Source organism: Methylomonas sp. TEB (genome assembly GCF_047777895.1).
In the GTDB taxonomy this organism is placed as follows: domain Bacteria; phylum Pseudomonadota; class Gammaproteobacteria; order Methylococcales; family Methylomonadaceae; genus Methylomonas.
Genome location: NZ_CP180476.1, coordinates 1,278,740 through 1,296,613 on the forward strand (window position 1 = coordinate 1,278,740; position 17,874 = coordinate 1,296,613).

Here is a 17,874-nt window from a genome sequence, read left to right on the forward strand (position 1 = left end):
CAGGATAAATTATGTTTTTTCGCGCGATACTGGGAATATTGATACCACTGGTTTTTGCCGCAGTGGCTTGGGCCGACGAGCTGAAAATAAACCCCAATCATCCCGATCAGTACACGGTTGTTAAAGGTGATACCTTGTGGGACATTTCCGGGAAGTTTTTACAGCACCCCTGGGAATGGCCGCAGCTATGGCACAACAATCCGCAAATCAAGGATCCGCATTGGATCTACCCGGGCGACACCTTGTATTTTTCCTACGTGAACGGTGTGCCGCGCTTGAGCTTCTCACCGGATGGTAATGACGAAAAACTGTTGCCGCGCGTGCGCGAGTCCGATATTGATCAAGCCATTAAAATGATTCCCAGCGATGCCATCGTGCAATTCTTGAATTCGCCGAAAGTCGTCACCGCGGAGGAGTTGCAGCAGGCGCCTTATGTCATCGGCTTTGTCGGTGAACATTTGATCGCCGGGGCAGGAGACGGTGTTTACGTTCGGGCCATCGAAAACCCGCCAGGCTTGGGGTATACCATTTATCGGGCAGGCAAGGCCTATGTCAGTCCGGTTACCAAGGAAATTTTGGGCTACGAAGCGCAATATATCGCTGATACCACGCTACAGGAACCGGGTGATCCGGCCACCTTGCTGATTAATAAATCCGATATGGAAATTCAACGCGGCGACCGCTTGATGCCTACTTCTGAGGGTGAGTTAGCCTTAAATTATTTTCCAAGACCTCCTAAACATCAGGTGGTGGGCAGCATCATTCAGGTGAAGGGTGGTGTGTCGCAGATCGGTCAGCGCGATGTGGTGGTTATCGATAAAGGTACTGCCGACGGTTTGGAAGTGGGGCATACCTTGGATGTGTATCGCAAAGGGCATGTCGTCGTGGATAGGTATCAATCCCAGGAAGCTGTAGCTGTGAAAATGCCGGATGAACTGGCCGGCGTGTTGATGGTGTTTCGGCCGTTCGAACGGGTCAGCTATGCTTTAGTGATGCAGGCAACCGCTGCGATGCACACTCTGGATAGAGTGCAGACGCCCTAATGGATGCCCGAGCTAACGATATTCAATCGGGTTGGTTTAAGCCGCTCCGGTTTGTTCTCTAACCTGTTTTGGAAGCCGCGCTCAATCCGCAAATCAAGTACTGGCTGGCGATGCTGCGTAGTCCCGGCGTCGGCAGTCAGGCCATTCAGCGCTTGCTCGCACATTTTGAGCCAGAACAGATATTCTCGGCGTCGCGAACCACTTTAACTGGCTTGGGCTTCAGCGAAAAGCTCATCAATGCGCTGCAAAAACCGGATTGGCAAAAGGTCGAAGACGATATTGGTTGGCTGGAGCAAGCCGGAAATTATGCGTTGACCTTGGACGATGCCGACTATCCGGCGCAACTGAGAGAAATTGCAAATCCTCCCCCGGTTTTATTTGTTAAAGGCAATCCTGCATTGTTGCTAGAGCCGCAGTTGGCAATAGTTGGTAGCCGTAACCCTTCTCCCGTCGGCGTCAGCACGGCAATTCAATTTGCAGAGACATTGGCTGCAGCTGGGTTTGTCGTAACCAGTGGCTTGGCCTTGGGCATTGATGCCGCGAGTCACCAAGGTGCTTTAAACGTAAACGGGCAAACCATAGCCGTGGCCGGCACCGGTTTGGATCGCGTTTATCCGGCTTGCCATAAGCAATTGGCTACCCAAATAGTTGAGCATGGTGCGCTGGTCTCCGAGTTTCCACCCGGTACTGGTGCCAAAGCCAATCACTTTCCCAGGCGAAACCGCATCATCAGCGGTTTGTGTGTCGGATTGTTGGTGGTCGAGGCCGCCCAGCAAAGCGGTTCGTTGATCACCGCGCGCTTGGCGCTTGAGCAGAATCGTGAGGTTTTTGCGATTCCCGGTTCGATCCACAACCCTTTGGCGCGCGGTTGTAATGCGTTAATTCGCCAGGGCGCCAAATTAGTTGAAACCGCGCAAGATATTTTTGAGGAATTAGGTCATTATAATCAAAGGTATATGCGATCCGAGTCGGAATTAGCGCAGACTTCGCTTGACCTGGAGCAGCAAAATCTATTGAAATTGATTCCGTACAGTCCCACAACGGTCGATGCTCTGGTCCAAGAAAGCGCTTGGTCGGCGGAAGAAGTTTCCTCGACGCTGTTGGTGCTGGAGTTACAAGGCTACATTGCCGCACTTGCCGGTGGTGGCTACCTCAGAGTCAAATAAAGGTTCTAATGAAAGAAGATATTTTCGATGTGCTCATTTATCTGTTTGAGAATTATCTGGATGGCGACAGCGATAACTATCCGGATACTGCCGTGATTGCCAGCGAGTTGCTGGATGCGGGTTTTCAGCAGCCTGATGTCAACAAGGCGTTCGATTGGCTGGAATCTTTAGCTGAAATTGAGAGCATCACACCGGCGGTTTCCTCTTCGTTCCGCATTTTTAGCGGTCAGGAAATCTCCGTGTTCGACATGGAATGCCGGAATTTCTTGATGTATCTTGAGCACAGCGGCATCTTGACACCGATTAATCGCGAGATAGCGATTGATCGGGCAATGGCCTTGAAAGACGAAAATATTACGCTGGATAAATTGAAATGGATTGTATTGATGGTGTTATTAAGTCAACCCGGCGATAGTGCCGCTTTTTCCCGAATGGAAGACATAGTTTACGACTTGATACCCACTTCTTTACATTGATTTTTCTACGGATAGCATGAGCAAAAGTTTAGTCATTGTAGAGTCGCCGGCAAAATGCAAAACCATCGAAAAATACCTGGGTAAGGACTTCCAGGTATTGGCCTCTTACGGTCACGTCCGCGACTTGATTCCCAAAGAGGGCGCGGTCGATCCGGAAAACGGTTTTGCGATGAAATACCAGGTGATTGATCGCAACCAACGCCATCTGCAAGAGATAGGCAAAGCGATAAAAAATGCCGATACACTTTATCTGGCGACTGACCCTGATCGCGAAGGCGAGGCGATTTCCTGGCATGTGTTCGAGCATCTCAAGGAAAAAAAACTGCTAAAAGACAAGGAAGTGCGGCGGGTGGTGTTTCATGAAATCACCAAAAAGGCCGTCACCGAGGCTATCGCTCACCCCACCGAGCTATCCAATAATCTGGTCAATGCGCAACAGGCGCGGCGAGCTTTAGACTATTTAGTCGGTTTTAATTTATCGCCGTTGCTGTGGAAAAAAATCCGCCGCGGATTATCCGCTGGTCGCGTGCAAAGCCCGGCGTTGCGGATGATCGTCGAACGCGAAATGGAAATCGAGGCGTTCAAGACTCGTGAATACTGGTCGCATACCGCCGAAGCCAGCGCACAAGGGTTGCCGTTTAAAGCCAAATTAACGCATTTCAACGGCGAAAAACTGAATCAATTCAGTTTTACCAACGAAGCGCAAGCCAATGAAGTCAGGCAAAACTTATTGGAAGCCGCCGATGGTCAGCTGATCGTCGCCAAGCTAGAAAAAAAGCAACGCAGTAAAAATCCGGCGCCGCCGTTTATCACTTCGACCTTGCAACAGGAAGCAGCTCGCAAGCTGGGTTTTACCACCAAGCGGACCATGATGGTGGCGCAACAGCTTTACGAAGGTATTGATTTGGGTGGCGAAACCGTCGGCTTGATTTCGTATATGCGTACCGACTCGGTCAATCTGGCCGAAGAGGCGCTTGCCGATATTCGGGCGCTGATCGCGGAAAAATATGGCGCCGATGATGTGCCGAAAGAGCCGCGCCGTTTCAAAACCAAATCTAAAAACGCTCAGGAAGCTCACGAGGCGATTCGGCCGACGTCCGTGCAGCGTTTGCCCGAACAGGTGAAAGACCGGCTCAGCGCGGAGCAATTCAAGCTCTACGATTTGATTTGGAAACGTACCGTGGCTTGCCAGATGATTCATGCCACCTTGAATCAGGTGGCTGTCGATCTCAATTGCGGTAGCGATAAAAACGTATTTCGCGCTACCGGTTCTACGGTGACCAATCCCGGTTTCATGAAGGTGTATCTGGAAGGCGTGGACGACAGCAAGGAGGCAGCCGACGATCAGGATAGCCTGTTGCCGCCGATGGAAGAAGGGCGGCCTGTTGTATTGAATGAAATTGCAGCTACCCAGCACTTTACCGAGCCACCTCCGCGTTACAGCGAGGCGAGTCTGGTAAAAGCCTTGGAAGAACATGGCATCGGCCGGCCGTCCACTTATGCGACGATTATCTCGACCTTGCAAAACCGAGAATATGTGACAATCGACAACAAGCGGTTTTATCCAACCGATGTCGGGCGTATCGTCAACAAGTTCTTGACCGAGCATTTCACAAAATACGTCGATTACAGTTTTACCGCTAATCTCGAAGACGATCTGGATGCCGTGTCGCGCGGCGAGAAGGATTGGATCCCATTGATGAACGACTTCTGGCGGCCGTTTACTCAGTTGATCAACGAGAAAGAAGAAAGTGTACAGCGCAAGGATGTGACTCAGGAAAGTATCGACGAAAAATGTCCGGAGTGCAGCAGTCCGCTGTCGATTCGTTTGGGGCGGAATGGCCGTTTTATAGGATGTACCAATTATCCGACGTGTTCGTATACACGAAATTTGGGGGATGACAATGCCGGCGCTACGTCTGCGGAACCGGAAGTGGTGGAAGGACGGGTGTGTCCGAAATGCGAGTCGACGCTGGTTATAAAGACTGGCAAGTATGGCAAGTTTGTCGGTTGTAGTGGGTATCCTAAATGCAAACACATCGAGCCCTTGGAAAAGCCTTCAGATACTGGGGTTGAATGTCCGCAGTGCAAGAATGGGGCGATCCTAAAACGCAAGGCGCGTAGCGGGAAGATTTTTTATTCTTGCTCGGAATATCCAAAATGCGATTATGCCTTGTGGGACGCGCCGATCAAGGAAAGTTGCCCAGATTGTAATTGGCCGATTTTGACCTTGAAAACCACCAAGCGCCGTGGCACCGAAAAAGTCTGTCCGCAGAAAGAGTGCAAATACGCAACACCGTACGAGGGTGATCCGGACGACGCAAACGGACCGGCTTGAGCCTAGGGTAGTGCGACTGTTTGCCCGACCTGAATTGCGTGTTTGTCGATAAAGCCGGCTGGTAGTTCCAGTATGTATCTGGCCGGGACTTTGGAATCATAAATTCGGCACGGGTCTTTGGCACAGGGCTGTAAATCTTTTAACAGCCCTACAATTTGGCCGCCACCCGCTAAAAACACCACATCCAAAGCCAGTAGGGTATTTTTCATCCATACCGCGCGATGGGTCTGATCCGGATAGACAAACAGCATGCCCTGGTCCTCGGCAAGTGTCTGCCGAAACATCAGTCCGTGCTCGCGTTCGCTTTCGTTAGCGGCGATAGCCGCGTAGACGATACGTTGTTGATCTACAAATCTGATGGGGTGGTTGAACTCGGTAAACCCGTTTGCTGAAGCCTGCGCGCTGCTGAGTGTCATAATAAAAGCGATGCCGAAAATGGTGCTGGAAAGATAAGAGTACATGCGCGATGTCAGTAATATAAGGTTGTCTTTAAAGATGCGGCTGATTATAATGCCGCGTTCAATTATTTAGCGAGCGTGGCGAAATTGGTAGACGCGCTGGATTTAGGTTCCAGTGGTAACCCCGTGGGAGTTCGAGTCTCCCCGCTCGCACCATATCCTGCGTTATTCGTAACGATACGACCTTAAGTTCCCCAGATCTAAACATCGCCGGCCGGTCTCCCAAAATATAAAACCGTATTTTTAATTTTTTGAGGTAATGCAATGCAAGTTTCTGTCGAGAAGACATCAGAGTTAAGCCGAAAAATGACTGTTAGCATTCCTGATGCCGTGGTTCAGGAGAAAATGGAAACTCGCTTTAAAAAACTCGCGCGCGAAGTCAAAGTGGACGGATTCCGTCCGGGTAAGGTGCCCGCGAGTATGGTAAAAAAGTTGTACGCCGATAGAGTGAGAAACGAAGTAACCGGTGACTTGATTCAATCGACTTATTTTGAAGCGTTGCAACAACAGGATTTAAACCCCGCCGGTCATCCGCATATCCATCCTACCGAGAAAGCCGAAGGTTTTGAATATATCGCCGAGTTCGAAGTTTATCCGGAGATCGTTCTGGACGGCGTTAGCGCATTGAAAGTGGATCGCCCCTCAGCAACTGTGGAAGAGGCTGATGTCGATAACATGATCGAAAAACTGCGTCAGCAAAAGAAAACCTGGAATACGGTCGAACGCGCTTCGCAGGATGCTGACCGCGTAACCATTCATTTCTCCGGCGTGGCCGACGGCGAGAATTTTACCGATGGTAAAGTCGAAAATTACCAGGTGGAAATCGGCGGCAAACAAATGATTCCCGGTTTTGAAGACGAATTGAAAGGCTTGGTCGCCGGTGCGAGCAAAACCTTTTCTGTGACCTTCCCAGAGCAATACAACAGTGAAAAATTAGCTGGCAAAGTGGCCGAATTTGAGATCGAATTGGTTAAAGTAGAAGAGCCGGTTTTACCTGTCGTCGATGCGGAATTTATCAAGGCTTATGGTGTTGAAGACGGTGATGCGGCCAGTTTCCGTAGCGATGTTCGGGCTAACATGGAAAGAGAGCTGAACCAAGGTCTGAAAAACAAGTTGAAAAATGCGGTGATGGATGCGTTATACGAGAACATTGTGATAGCGATGCCTAACGCATTGATCGATCAAGAAATTCAAGCGTTGATGAAGCCTTATGCCGAACGCGCGAAAAACATGCGTTTGAAATTGGAAGACCTGAACTTGCCTAGGGATGCATTTGAAGCTCAGGCCAAGCGTCGAGTGGCCTTGGGTTTGATTCTGGGTGAAATCATCCAAAAGAATGACATCAAGGTCGATGCCGATAAAGTTCGTGCGGTCATTGATGATATGGCGAAGAGTTATGAGCGCCCCGAAGACGTTGTGAACTGGTATTATGCCGACAAGGCCAGGCTGAATGATGTGCAGCAGATGGTCTTAGAGGACCAAGCTGTTGCATGGATTGTCAGTCAGGCTAAAATCACCGACGTAACAGTTGGTTTTGATGATGTCATGGAAAAACAGTAACGAATGAGGGCTAAACGTGTTTAACCAAAATGTGATGAGCGAAATGATGGCGCCGCAAGCGGCGGGCGGTCTAGTGCCTATAGTGGTTGAACAAACAGCCCGTGGGGAAAGATCGTTCGATATTTATTCCCGTTTGCTGAAAGAGCGGGTAATTTTTCTAGTTGGTCAAGTGGAGGATTACTCGGCTAATCTGGTGGTAGCGCAATTGCTGTTCCTGGAGTCCGAGAATCCGGATAAGGATATACATTTGTATATCAACTCTCCCGGTGGCTCAGTGACAGCAGGGATGTCGATTTACGACACCATGCAATTTATCAAGCCGGATGTCAGTACCATGTGTATCGGTCAGGCCGCCAGTATGGGGGCGCTGCTGTTAGCGGGTGGTGCGCAGGGTAAGCGCTATTGTTTGCCTCATTCCAGGGTGATGATTCATCAGCCTTTGGGGGGGTTTCAAGGCCAAGCCTCGGATTTTGATATTCATGCCCGTGAGATTTTGGCTATTCGTGAGCGTTTGAACAAAATCCTGGCCCATCATACCGGGCAACCGTTGGAAAAAATTCAGCAAGATACGGATCGAGATAATTTTCTGAGTTCTCAGCAAGCGGTTGATTACGGTTTGATCGACAAAGTATTGACTAGTCGTATTGCCTGATAAGTGTCGCGTCGCTTCGTCAAGACTGCGACGTGATTTGAATGTTGGTTTTTGATATATTTCATCGCCATGACGAGGTAATGTATCACGGTGGAGTCTGTCTATGAGTAGAGACAAGAAAGGTAAAGACGATGAAAAACTTCTTTACTGTTCTTTTTGCGGTAAAAGTCAAAATGAAGTCAGGAAACTGATTGCAGGTCCATCCGTTTATGTTTGCGACGAATGTGTGGAATTGTGCAACGACATCATCAGAGATGAGTTGCTGGAAGATGAAATGTCCGTGGCCGGTGGTGCGCTGCCTAAGCCGAAGGAAATCAAGCAAGAATTGGATGGTTATGTCATCGGTCAGGAAAATGCAAAAAAAATTCTGGCCGTTGCTGTTTACAATCATTACAAGCGCTTGCGCAGCAACAGCAAAAAGAACGAAGTTGAGTTGGCGAAAAGCAATATTTTGCTGATCGGGCCTACCGGCTCCGGTAAAACCTTGTTAGCGGAAACATTGGCCAGATTGCTGGATGTGCCTTTCACCATAGCAGACGCCACCACACTGACCGAGGCCGGTTATGTCGGTGAGGATGTTGAAAACATCATTTTAAAGATTTTGCAAAAATGCGATTACGACGTGGAAAAAGCGGAGACCGGGATCGTCTATATCGACGAAATCGATAAAATCTCTCGCAAATCCGATAATCCGTCGATTACTCGCGACGTTTCCGGGGAAGGTGTGCAGCAGGCCTTGCTGAAGCTTATCGAAGGCACTGTCGCTTCTGTGCCGCCGCAAGGCGGTCGCAAGCACCCGCAGCAGGATTTTTTGCAAGTTAATACTGCCAATATCTTGTTTATCGTGGGTGGGGCTTTTGCAGGTTTGGATAAGGTCATCAAACATCGCACCGAGAAGGGCGGCATCGGTTTTTCGGCGGAAGTTAAAACCAAGGACGATAAGCGCAACGTCGGCGAGATTTTTGCCGATGTGCGCTCCGAGGATTTGATTAAGTACGGATTGATTCCGGAGTTTGTTGGTCGTCTGCCGGTTATCGCTACGCTGGACGAGTTGGATGAGGCCGCGCTGATTCAAATTCTGACACAGCCTAAAAATGCTTTGATCAAGCAGTACAAGCATTTGTTTGAAATGGAAGGTGCGGAGCTGGAGTTTAGAGATGATTCGTTGGCGGCGATTGCCCGCAAATCGATGGAACGAAAAACCGGTGCCAGAGGTTTGCGAACAATTGTCGAGAATGTGTTGTTGGATACGATGTACGAACTGCCTTCCAACGACAAAATATCGAAAGTTGTCATCGACGAAAACGTCATTTTGGGTAATTCGGAGCCAATTTTGGTTTACGAAGCAGAGCAAAAGCTGGTGGTTTCGGACGCTTCTTAGATAAGGGGCTTTGAACGTTTCTCGCGCTCTCGCGAAGAAATAACCAAAAAAGGGGGCTTTTTCAATAAAGCCCCCTTTTTTTTGCCTGAAATTAAAGATACTTGTTTTCTGTGAGTTCATCCTCATATAGGATGACATCCAATGTTTTGAGCTGCTCAAGGGAGCAAATGAAATGACCGAGTTAAAAACCAAAGATGAATTAATTCCTGTCTTGCCGTTACGGGACGTGGTGGTCTATCCGCATATGGTGATTCCATTGTTTGTCGGTAGAGGTATGTCGATTGATGCCCTTGATGCCGCCATAAAACAAGACAAACAAGTGTTGCTGATTGCCCAGAAACAGGCCGATGTCGATGAACCGGGTTTTGATGACTTATACAGGGTCGGGACCTTGGCCAACATCCTGCAATTATTGAAACTGCCGGACGGTACTGTGAAAGTGTTGGTTGAAGGCAGTCAGCGTTGCTCCGTAACAAAATACCAAGAAGTTGATAATTATTGTGCGGCTAGCGTGGTCGAGTTGAGCGACGAATTAAATATTTCCGAACAGGAAGCGGAGGTTTTGCAGCGGACCGCGATTAATTCGTTTGATCAGTATGTGAAATTGAATAATAAAATTCCGCCCGAAGTGCTTAATTCCCTGGCCGGCATTGACGACCCAAGCCGCCTGGCCGATACGATGGCGGCGCATATGGCTTTAAAAGTTGAAGAAAAACAGCTGATGCTGGAAATGGTCGATGTCGCCAAACGTCTGGAAAATTTGATGACCTTGATGGAAGGTGAGGTCGATATTTTGGAGATGGAGAAGAAAATTCGCGGCCGCGTTAAAAAGCAGATGGAAAAAAATCAGCGCGAATATTATTTGAATGAGCAAATGAAAGCTATTCAAAAAGAGCTGGGCGAGATGGACGAAGCCAGCAACGAGATCGAAGAACTGGAGCGAAAAATTGCCGCTGCCGGTATGTCCTCCGAAGCCAAAACCAAAGCGACGGCCGAGCTGAATAAACTGAAAATGATGTCGCCGATGTCGGCGGAAGCGACAGTGGTGCGCAATTACATCGATTGGATGGTCAATGTGCCTTGGAAAAAGAAAACCAAGGTCCGGCACGATTTAAAAGTCGCGGAAGAGGTATTGGAAGCCGAACATTACGGGCTGGATAAAGTAAAAGAGCGGATACTTGAATATCTAGCTGTGCAACAACGTGTTAAAGCGTTGAAAGGGCCTATTCTGTGTTTGGTCGGTCCGCCAGGGGTTGGTAAAACCTCTCTCGGCCAGTCGATTGCACGGGCCACCAATCGCAAATATGTGCGGATGGCGTTAGGCGGGGTAAGAGACGAAGCGGAAATTCGCGGACATAGGCGTACCTACATAGGCTCTATGCCCGGAAAAATTCTGCAAAATCTGTCGAAAGTCAAAACCCGGAATCCCATGTTCTTGCTGGACGAGATCGACAAAATGGCGGCAGATTTTCGCGGTGATCCCGCTTCTGCGTTGTTGGAAGTGTTGGATCCGGAGCAAAACCATACTTTCTCGGATCATTATCTGGAAGTCGATTTCGATCTATCCGACGTGATGTTTGTGGCTACCGCGAATACGATGAATATCCCGCCCGCCTTGATGGACAGGATGGAAATAATCCGTTTGGCCGGCTATACGGAAGATGAAAAAATCAATATCGCCATGCGCTTTTTGATTCCGAAGCAGATCAAAAACAACGGTCTGGCAGAGTCGGAAATTTCCATCTCCGAAGCAGCGGTCAAGGATATTATCAGGTACTACACGCGGGAAGCGGGTGTGCGCGGACTGGAACGGGAAATTTCGAAAATTTGCCGGAAAGTTGTGAAAGACCTGTTATTGAAAACCCGCAAAAGTCGAACCTCGGTTACCGAGAAAACACTGGACAAGTATCTCGGCGTCAGACGCTTTAGCTATGGCATGGCCGAAGACAGCGATCAAATTGGTCAAGTAACCGGTTTGGCATGGACTGAAGTCGGCGGTGAGTTGTTGACGATTGAAACTGCGGTAATGCCGGGTAAGGGCAAACAGCTAACGACCGGTAAGCTCGGCGATGTGATGAAGGAGTCGATTGAAGCGGCGGTCACGGTGGTCAGGAGTCGAGCTAATATCTTGGGAATCGACAGCGATGTGTTCCAAAAAAATGATATTCACATTCACGTTCCGGAGGGTGCGACCCCAAAAGACGGGCCTAGTGCCGGTATTGGCATGTGTACCGCCATTATCTCCGCTTTGACCAAAATCCCAGTGCGTGCTGATGTGGCGATGACCGGAGAGATTACCCTGCGCGGTGAAGTACTACCGATTGGCGGACTGAAAGAGAAATTGTTGGCTGCGCATCGCGGCGGCATTGCGACAGTGGTGATTCCGGCGGAAAACGAAAAGGACCTCGCCGAGATCCCGGAAAATATCAAACGTAATTTGGCGATTAAGTGTGTCCGTTGGATAGATGAAGTGTTGGAGTTGGCTCTACAGCATATGCCCACCCCCATTGCTGCAATCCCGGTGGCAGAAATAACTGAAACTGCCGCCAGCAAGGCAGAGGTAAAAAAGCCGGGTGTTGTTGCCCATTAAAAGTTGAGTCGGGTCGGCGGAAACCATCAGCGTCGTGGCTTCCGCGGACTTCTGTGCTTGACATCGCTTGCAGGCGATTGATATAAATGTCGACCTCTCGCACCAGGAGAGGCTGTAAATCGGGTTGGTGGAAAACCGGTTAGTGGACAAATCCAAACATTTGTTTGCTGAGCATAATTAATACAACGACATCCTAAGGGGAAATAAATGAATAAATCGGAACTTATCGATGCAATCGCCAGTGCGTCCCAGTTAACTAAAGCTGATGCAGGGCGTGCTTTAGATGGTTTTATCAAAGCAGTAGAAGATGCTTTGAAACAAGGCGATTCCGTTGCCTTGGTTGGCTTCGGCACATTCGATGTTAAAGAAAGAGCTGAGCGTAAAGGCCGCAATCCGCAGACCGGTGAAGAGATCACCATTAAAGCCGCGAAAATTCCTTCATTTAAAGCTGGCAAATCTTTAAAAGATGCTGTAAACTAGCCGCTCTTTAGTCGGGTGCTTAGCTCAGCTGGGAGAGCATCGCCCTTACAAGGCGAGGGTCGGGGGTTCGAACCCCTCAGCACCCACCAGACTTTGGAGCGGTAGTTCAGTTGGTTAGAATACCGGCCTGTCACGCCGGGGGTCGCGGGTTCGAGCCCCGTCCGCTCCGCCAAAACAGAAACCTCGGGCCGTATGGTCCGAGGTTTTTTTTTGCCTGTTAATTTTATGGCCTGAAGCGATCGGGTTTAATACTGTTTAAGGACAGCGTTTATGCTTTTAGAGATTAGAGAAAAGGTGCACGGTCTGTTTGCATCAATCATATTGATTTTGATTTGTGTGCTTTTCGGATTGTGGGGCATCCAAAACTACCTTGGCGGCGGTAAAGAGGCCCCGGTGGTGTCTGTGGGAGACAAGGAATTTTTTCAGCGGGATGTCAGTCAGGCCTATCAGCAATATGCGCAAAATCTGGCAGGCATGAAATTCGACGAAGAGACGATAAAAAAACAGGCTTTGCAAAAGCTGGTTCGCGACGAGGTGTTATTGCAATACGTTCAGGATCAAAACCTGTTGGTTAGCGATGAAACGGCCAGGGACTTCATACAAACTCTCGAGTATTTTCAAAAAGACGGAAAGTTCGATAAGACGCAATACCAAACCATGCTCGGTTCGCAAGGCATGTCTTCCGCCGAGTTCGTCAATCGCATCAAAAAAGCTTTGGTGATGGAGCAATTCCAAAGAGCCGTGGTAGATAGCAGCTTTGTCACGCCGGCGGAAATCAACAACTTCTTTAAAATCCAGAACCAAACCCGCGATGTGGAATATTTGACCGTGCCGTTAACGGCTGTCAGTCAACAGCCCGGCGAAGAGGAAATTACCGCTTATTATCAGCAGCACCAGGATGCGTATCAGACTCCCGAGCAGGTGGCTATCGAATACGTTGAATTATCATTGGATAAATTGGCCGCAGATATTAGCCCTACCGAAGAGCAGTTAAAGGCTTACTACGAAGAACAAAAAGTCCAATTCACTACGAAAGAGCGCAGAAAAATCAGCCATATTCTGTTCGCGTTCAACAAGGATAAAACGGCCGACGATTTAGCGCTGCAAAAAGCCCTGAAAGCCAAACAAGATTTGAAAAACAAGGATTTCGCTGCCTTAGCCGCCGAAGTGTCCGACGATAAATTAACCGCTAAAAATGGCGGCGACCTGGGTTTATTTAATGTCGGCGTGATGGAGAAAGCCTTTGAAGATGCCGCAAGCAGTTTAAAACTGGGCGAAGTCTCAGAGCCCGTTAAATCGGCTTTTGGCTATCATTTAATTAAAGTGACCGAATTAATACCCGGCGACGTAAAGTCTTACGAAGCGGTAAAAGCCGAAGTCAGCAAGGCTTATCAAAAAGCGCAGGCCGAAGCCAAATTTAACACCTTGGCCGAGAAAGTTGCCGAAGTCAGTTATGAAAATCCTGATAGTCTGGCGGCGGTTGCGCAACTGTTGGGTGGGGCTACCAGCAAGACCGACGCATTCACTCGCACCGCGGGCGAAGGTATCGCTGCCGACGAAAAAGTTCGAGCGGCTGCGTTTTCCGAAGATGTGTTAAAAGGCAGCAACAGCGAGCCGCTGGAAATTGGCGGCGACAAAGTCGTGGTGCTGCGTATGTTATCGCATCAACCTGCTGCCAGCAGGGAACTCAAGGATGTTAAAGCGCAAGTCGTTGCCGCGATTCAGCAAGATAAGGCCAAACAACAAGCAATCGCCACCGCCGATAAAATTAAACAAGAATTGGCTAGCGGTAAAACACTTGCTCAAATTGCCGAAGCACAGCATTTGCAAACCAAAAAAATCAACGGTTTGACGCGTACTACCAGCGATTTGCCGGCGGCTGTCACTCAAGAGATTTTTAGAACCGCCAAACCGAAGGCCGGTCAGCCTAGTGTGGCAATAATCGACGACGCCAAGGGCGGTAAATTGGTGGTTAGCATAAACGCTGTAAACGAAGGCGTCATGTCGGATAGTGACAAGAGTAAACAAGCCTTGATCGCTAAAAACATCTCTGCTGCTTTCGGTAAGGCGCAGATGGAAGCGGTATTGAATGCGCTGCAGACTAAAGCCGACATTGTTATCAATACGCAAAAACAGTAAACCGTAACGCGGACCTGCAAAAGGGGAGCTTAACGCTCCCTTTTTTTTGCTTGATTAAGCGGTTAGCTGCTTAGCAAAGAAGATATTGTTGCGGATTCTAGGCAGAGACTTCGGGGCATCCCTCTATAACCGTTGCCGGTGCGTGAATAGCTGGCAGCGTCCAACCCAGATTGGCTTTTAGGCTGACGTTTATTAACATAGTCGCGGATAGCCGAATAAGGCGATTTTTCGCTTCGGATACTATCGATATTATTTTCCTGTTCAGCCATATCATGGGATAAACTTTAAAATTTGTAACAAACATCGCTGCGAAAGCGACATTCGTCTTAATTTTTAATAGCTTGATTTAAGGATCAACATGATTATCAAACCTCGCGTACGCGGATTTATGTGCGTCACCACCCACCCCGTCGGCTGCGAAGCCAATGTCAAACAGCAGATCGACTACGTCAAAAGTTTCGGCGCTATTCCTAACGGCCCCAAAAATGTGCTGATTCTGGGCGCGTCCACCGGCTACGGTCTGGCATCGCGTATCGTCTCGGCTTTCGGTTCCGGCGCAAAAACCTTGGGTGTGTTTTTTGAACGCGAAGGATCTGCCGACAAACCGGGTACACCAGGTTGGTACAATTCCGCGGCGTTCCATAAGTTTGCCGAAGCAGAAGGACTGTACGCGAAAAGTATCAACGGCGATGCATTTTCCGACGAGATCAAACAAAAAACCATAGACGCTATCAAACAGGACTTGGGCAAAGTCGATCTGGTGATTTACAGCTTGGCCGCCCCGCGCCGTACGCATCCAAAAACCGGGGTCACGCATAATTCTACGTTGAAACCGATCGGCAAGGATTTGGTGCAAAACGGTATCGATACCGACAAAGAGATCATCAAGGAATTCACCCTGCCGGCAGCCACCGAAGAAGAAATCGCTAACACCGTCGCGGTGATGGGCGGCGAAGACTGGCAAATGTGGATCGATGCGTTAGCCGATGCTGGCGTCTTGGCGGACGGCGCCAAAACCACGGCCTACACCTATCTAGGCGAAAAAATTACCTGGGATATTTACTGGGACGGCACGATCGGTGCGGCCAAAAAAGACTTGGACAAACGCGTCATTGATATTCGCGGCAAATTAGCGGTGTTGGGTGGCGATGCCAGGGTGTCGGTGCTAAAAGCCGTCGTTACCCAAGCCAGTGCAGCGATTCCGGTCATGCCTTTGTATTTGGCCTTACTCTTTAAAACCATGAAGGAAGCGGGGACGCATGAAGGTTGTATCGAACAGGTCAATGGCCTATTCCGCGATAGCCTCTACGGCGCCAACCCCCATTTGGATGACAGCGGTCGTTTTCGTGCCGATTTAAAAGAACTGCAGCCGCAAATTCAAGACACGGTCAACGCTTTGTGGTCACAAATAAACAACGACAATATCAACGAATTGAGCGACTTTGCCGGCTACAAACACGAGTTTCTCAAACTGTTTGGTTTTGAGGTGGCCGGTGTGGATTATGATGCCGACGTTAATCCCGAGGCACCCATTGCTAATTTGCTTTAGCGTCGAGCCCCGGTAGCGAGGAGCGACGGCTCTCTACCGGGTTACAATGCTGGGAAGTGGGCGTTTTTGCCAAGACGGTGTTCCCGATAAAGCTCAGTCTTTTTAAGAAGAACACCGGTCCGCGGCAGAAGCGCCGCTCACGTTTCTGTTTAATTTCTGCGAAACACTGGAAACATGCAAACACCATCAACTACCCGAGATTGGATTCTCTACTCGCTACTTGGTTTGACTATCTTGCTGATCGTATTAGCGATGTATCAAATCGACCGGCAATGGCTGAAATTGACTGAAATGCAAACCGCGCTGTCCGAACAAGCCAAGGATATGCGCGAGTTGCGCGGGGCAATTGCCTCCGGCGCGCTTGCCGCAAACGCATCCAGCAACTCGACCAAGAGCGGTGAGGTGGCGCAAGCCTTTCAACGTGCGTATGCCGCCAGTCAGCAGCCGGATTACGCCCAGGGCGACTGGAGTGTCGAAGCCTTTGGCACCAACCTGAAAACCATCACGCCACTGGTGTCCAGCGATGCCTACGCCTCCAACGTCCAAAGCTATGTGTTGGAAAGCCTGATCACCCGCAACCCCGATACCTTGGAGTGGGCGGGGCTGGTGGCAAAAGATTGGACCATCAGCGAAGACGGGCTGGTGATTACCTTCCGGATGCGGGAGGACGTGAATTTCTCGGACGGCCAACCGCTGACCGCCGACGACGTGGTTTTCAGTTTCAATTTCATCATGACCGACGCCATCCAGGCGCCGCGCGAACGCGCCTATCTGGAAAAGATCAAAAGCGTCACAGCCAACGGCAAGTACGAAGTGGTATTTACCTTCAAAGAGCCGTACTTCGAAGCGCTGTCCTTGGCCGGTGGCATCGGTATCCTGCCCAAGCATTTTTACGAACCGTATTTAAAAGAGCCGCAAAAATTCAACGAGTCCAAAGGTTTGTTATTGGGTAGTGGTCCTTATCGATTAAACGATCCGAAAAACTGGACGCCGGACAAGGGCAATATCGAACTGGTCCGCAACGAGCGTTATTGGGGCGACGTACAACCGTCTTACCATCGGATTCTCTGGAAAATTATCCAAAACGATAGTGCCCGCTTAACCACCTTTCGTAATGGCGATATCGACTCTTACTCCGCTAGACCGGTCGAGTATCAAGAGCTGAAAAAAGACCCACAAATCCAGGCCAAGAGCCAAAACTTCGAATACATGCCACCGGTCGTCGGCTATAGCTACATCGGCTGGAACCAGGAACGCGGCGGCAAGCCAACCCGTTTTGCCGACAAGCGCGTGCGCCAGGCCATGACCTATCTCACCGACGTCAGCCGGGTGATTAAAGATGTGATGTTGGATTACGCCGAGCCGGCGGTCAGTCCGTTCAGTAAAACCAGTAAACAGCATGACGCGGCCTTGCAGCCGTATCAAGCGGATTTGGATAAAGCCAAAGCCTTGCTAAAAGATGCCGGCTATCAGGATAAAAATGGCGACGGCGTATTGGAAGATAAGGTCGGTGCACCCTTTGAATTTAAACTGACCTACTTTCAAGCCAACGAAGACACCAAACGCATGGTGCTTTTATTGAAAGATCTCTACGCCCGCGCCGGCGTCAAGCTAATTCCAACCCCGCAGGAATGGCCGGTGATGTTGGAAAATCTGGATAAAAAAGATTTCGACGCGATTACTTTGGGTTGGACCAGCGGTATCGAAACCGATTTGTACCAAATCTTCCATAGCTCGCAAGCCGTCAGCAAAGGCGATAACTACGTCAGTTACAAAAATTCTGCTTTGGATAAATTAATCGACGACGCCCGCCGCACCGTTGATGAGAGCAAACGCATGCCGCTCTGGCAGCAGGCCGAGCACATTCTCTATGAAGACCAGCCATACACGTTTTTGATGCGCCGCAAAAGCTTGTTATTTGTTGATAAGCGTATCCACAATCTGCAAATGACTAAATTGGGATTGAACTTTGGTGGCTTGCCACTGGAAAATTACGTGCCGCTGGCGCAGCAAAAATACAGCCAATAGGCCTGGGATTCATC

Annotated in this window: 13 protein-coding genes and 3 tRNA genes; 15 read left to right on the forward strand and 1 reads right to left on the reverse strand. The window is 49.4% G+C overall.

Features of this window, described 5'->3' with window-relative positions; genetic code table 11:
• The first annotated feature begins 11 nt into the window (after positions 1 to 11).
• The 4 genes from ACMXD4_RS05840 to topA all read left to right on the forward strand — a co-directional run bounded on the left by ACMXD4_RS05840 (position 12) and on the right by topA (position 5,023).
• The gene (locus ACMXD4_RS05840) at positions 12 to 1,043 is read left to right on the forward strand and encodes a LysM peptidoglycan-binding domain-containing protein (protein ID WP_033158877.1); all 1,032 of its coding nucleotides are present in this window, start codon (positions 12 to 14) and stop codon (positions 1,041 to 1,043) included.
• A 68-nt stretch (positions 1,044 to 1,111) separates the two neighbouring features.
• Positions 1,112 to 2,209 (forward strand): DNA-processing protein DprA, encoded by a 1,098-nt coding sequence (dprA, locus tag ACMXD4_RS05845; RefSeq protein WP_225893038.1) that lies wholly within the window; start codon positions 1,112 to 1,114, stop codon positions 2,207 to 2,209.
• Between the two features lie 8 nt (positions 2,210 to 2,217).
• Positions 2,218 to 2,685, forward strand: a complete 468-nt coding sequence (locus ACMXD4_RS05850) for a DUF494 family protein (protein WP_020482932.1) — start codon at positions 2,218 to 2,220, stop codon at positions 2,683 to 2,685.
• A 16-nt stretch (positions 2,686 to 2,701) separates the two neighbouring features.
• Positions 2,702 to 5,023 (forward strand): type I DNA topoisomerase, encoded by a 2,322-nt coding sequence (gene topA, locus ACMXD4_RS05855; protein ID WP_415880130.1) that lies wholly within the window; start codon positions 2,702 to 2,704, stop codon positions 5,021 to 5,023.
• A 2-nt stretch (positions 5,024 to 5,025) separates the two neighbouring features.
• Here topA and ACMXD4_RS05860 read toward each other — a convergent pair whose 3' ends face one another.
• The gene (locus ACMXD4_RS05860; protein WP_415880131.1) at positions 5,026 to 5,484 is read right to left on the reverse strand and encodes a DUF192 domain-containing protein; all 459 of its coding nucleotides are present in this window, start codon (positions 5,482 to 5,484) and stop codon (positions 5,026 to 5,028) included.
• Positions 5,485 to 5,553: 69 nt separating this feature from the next.
• Here ACMXD4_RS05860 and ACMXD4_RS05865 point away from each other — a divergent pair.
• The 11 genes from ACMXD4_RS05865 to ACMXD4_RS05915 all read left to right on the forward strand — a co-directional run bounded on the left by ACMXD4_RS05865 (position 5,554) and on the right by ACMXD4_RS05915 (position 17,860).
• Positions 5,554 to 5,637: transfer RNA gene (locus tag ACMXD4_RS05865), tRNA-Leu, on the forward strand.
• 108 nt (positions 5,638 to 5,745) lie between these two features.
• The gene (gene tig / locus ACMXD4_RS05870; protein WP_415880132.1) at positions 5,746 to 7,041 is read left to right on the forward strand and encodes a trigger factor; all 1,296 of its coding nucleotides are present in this window, start codon (positions 5,746 to 5,748) and stop codon (positions 7,039 to 7,041) included.
• 46 nt (positions 7,042 to 7,087) lie between these two features.
• Positions 7,088 to 7,693, forward strand: a complete 606-nt coding sequence (gene clpP / locus ACMXD4_RS05875; protein WP_171697797.1) for an ATP-dependent Clp endopeptidase proteolytic subunit ClpP — start codon at positions 7,088 to 7,090, stop codon at positions 7,691 to 7,693.
• A gap of 103 nt (positions 7,694 to 7,796) precedes the next feature.
• Positions 7,797 to 9,074, forward strand: coding sequence for an ATP-dependent Clp protease ATP-binding subunit ClpX (gene clpX, locus ACMXD4_RS05880; protein ID WP_415880133.1), 1,278 nt, complete (start codon positions 7,797 to 7,799; stop codon positions 9,072 to 9,074).
• Positions 9,075 to 9,246: 172 nt separating this feature from the next.
• Positions 9,247 to 11,664 carry an endopeptidase La gene (gene lon, locus ACMXD4_RS05885; protein ID WP_415880134.1) on the forward strand — a complete coding sequence of 806 codons (2,418 nt, stop codon included), beginning with the start codon at positions 9,247 to 9,249 and terminating at the stop codon, positions 11,662 to 11,664.
• Positions 11,665 to 11,871: 207 nt separating this feature from the next.
• Positions 11,872 to 12,144, forward strand: a complete 273-nt coding sequence (locus tag ACMXD4_RS05890; protein WP_020482925.1) for an HU family DNA-binding protein — start codon at positions 11,872 to 11,874, stop codon at positions 12,142 to 12,144.
• A 13-nt stretch (positions 12,145 to 12,157) separates the two neighbouring features.
• Positions 12,158 to 12,233 (forward strand) — tRNA-Val (locus ACMXD4_RS05895).
• A 6-nt stretch (positions 12,234 to 12,239) separates the two neighbouring features.
• Positions 12,240 to 12,316, forward strand: a tRNA-Asp gene (locus tag ACMXD4_RS05900).
• 98 nt (positions 12,317 to 12,414) lie between these two features.
• Positions 12,415 to 14,283, forward strand: a complete 1,869-nt coding sequence (locus tag ACMXD4_RS05905) for a SurA N-terminal domain-containing protein (RefSeq protein ID WP_415880135.1) — start codon at positions 12,415 to 12,417, stop codon at positions 14,281 to 14,283.
• Positions 14,284 to 14,641: 358 nt separating this feature from the next.
• Entirely contained in the window at positions 14,642 to 15,832 is a 1,191-nt protein-coding gene (gene fabV / locus ACMXD4_RS05910) for an enoyl-ACP reductase FabV (RefSeq protein ID WP_415880136.1), read from the forward strand.
• Positions 15,833 to 16,006: 174 nt separating this feature from the next.
• Positions 16,007 to 17,860: a peptide-binding protein gene (locus tag ACMXD4_RS05915; RefSeq protein ID WP_415880137.1), complete on the forward strand. Its 1,854-nt coding sequence runs from the start codon at positions 16,007 to 16,009 to the stop codon at positions 17,858 to 17,860.
• Positions 17,861 to 17,874 lie beyond the last annotated feature (14 nt).

Bases quoted from the DNA above. Each gene is read 5' to 3' on its own strand.
- ACMXD4_RS05840 (WP_033158877.1), top strand. From the start codon at position 12: ATGTTTTTTCGCGCGATACTGGGAATATTGATACCACTGGTTTTTGCC.
- ACMXD4_RS05850 (WP_020482932.1), top strand. From the start codon at position 2,218: ATGAAAGAAGATATTTTCGATGTGCTCATTTATCTGTTTGAGAATTAT.
- topA (WP_415880130.1), top strand. From the start codon at position 2,702: ATGAGCAAAAGTTTAGTCATTGTAGAGTCGCCGGCAAAATGCAAAACC.
- ACMXD4_RS05860 (WP_415880131.1), bottom strand. From the start codon at position 5,484: ATGTACTCTTATCTTTCCAGCACCATTTTCGGCATCGCTTTTATTATG.
- tig (WP_415880132.1), top strand. From the start codon at position 5,746: ATGCAAGTTTCTGTCGAGAAGACATCAGAGTTAAGCCGAAAAATGACT.
- clpP (WP_171697797.1), top strand. From the start codon at position 7,088: ATGGCGCCGCAAGCGGCGGGCGGTCTAGTGCCTATAGTGGTTGAACAA.
- clpX (WP_415880133.1), top strand. From the start codon at position 7,797: ATGAGTAGAGACAAGAAAGGTAAAGACGATGAAAAACTTCTTTACTGT.
- lon (WP_415880134.1), top strand. From the start codon at position 9,247: ATGACCGAGTTAAAAACCAAAGATGAATTAATTCCTGTCTTGCCGTTA.
- ACMXD4_RS05890 (WP_020482925.1), top strand. From the start codon at position 11,872: ATGAATAAATCGGAACTTATCGATGCAATCGCCAGTGCGTCCCAGTTA.
- ACMXD4_RS05905 (WP_415880135.1), top strand. From the start codon at position 12,415: ATGCTTTTAGAGATTAGAGAAAAGGTGCACGGTCTGTTTGCATCAATC.
- fabV (WP_415880136.1), top strand. From the start codon at position 14,642: ATGATTATCAAACCTCGCGTACGCGGATTTATGTGCGTCACCACCCAC.
- ACMXD4_RS05915 (WP_415880137.1), top strand. From the start codon at position 16,007: ATGCAAACACCATCAACTACCCGAGATTGGATTCTCTACTCGCTACTT.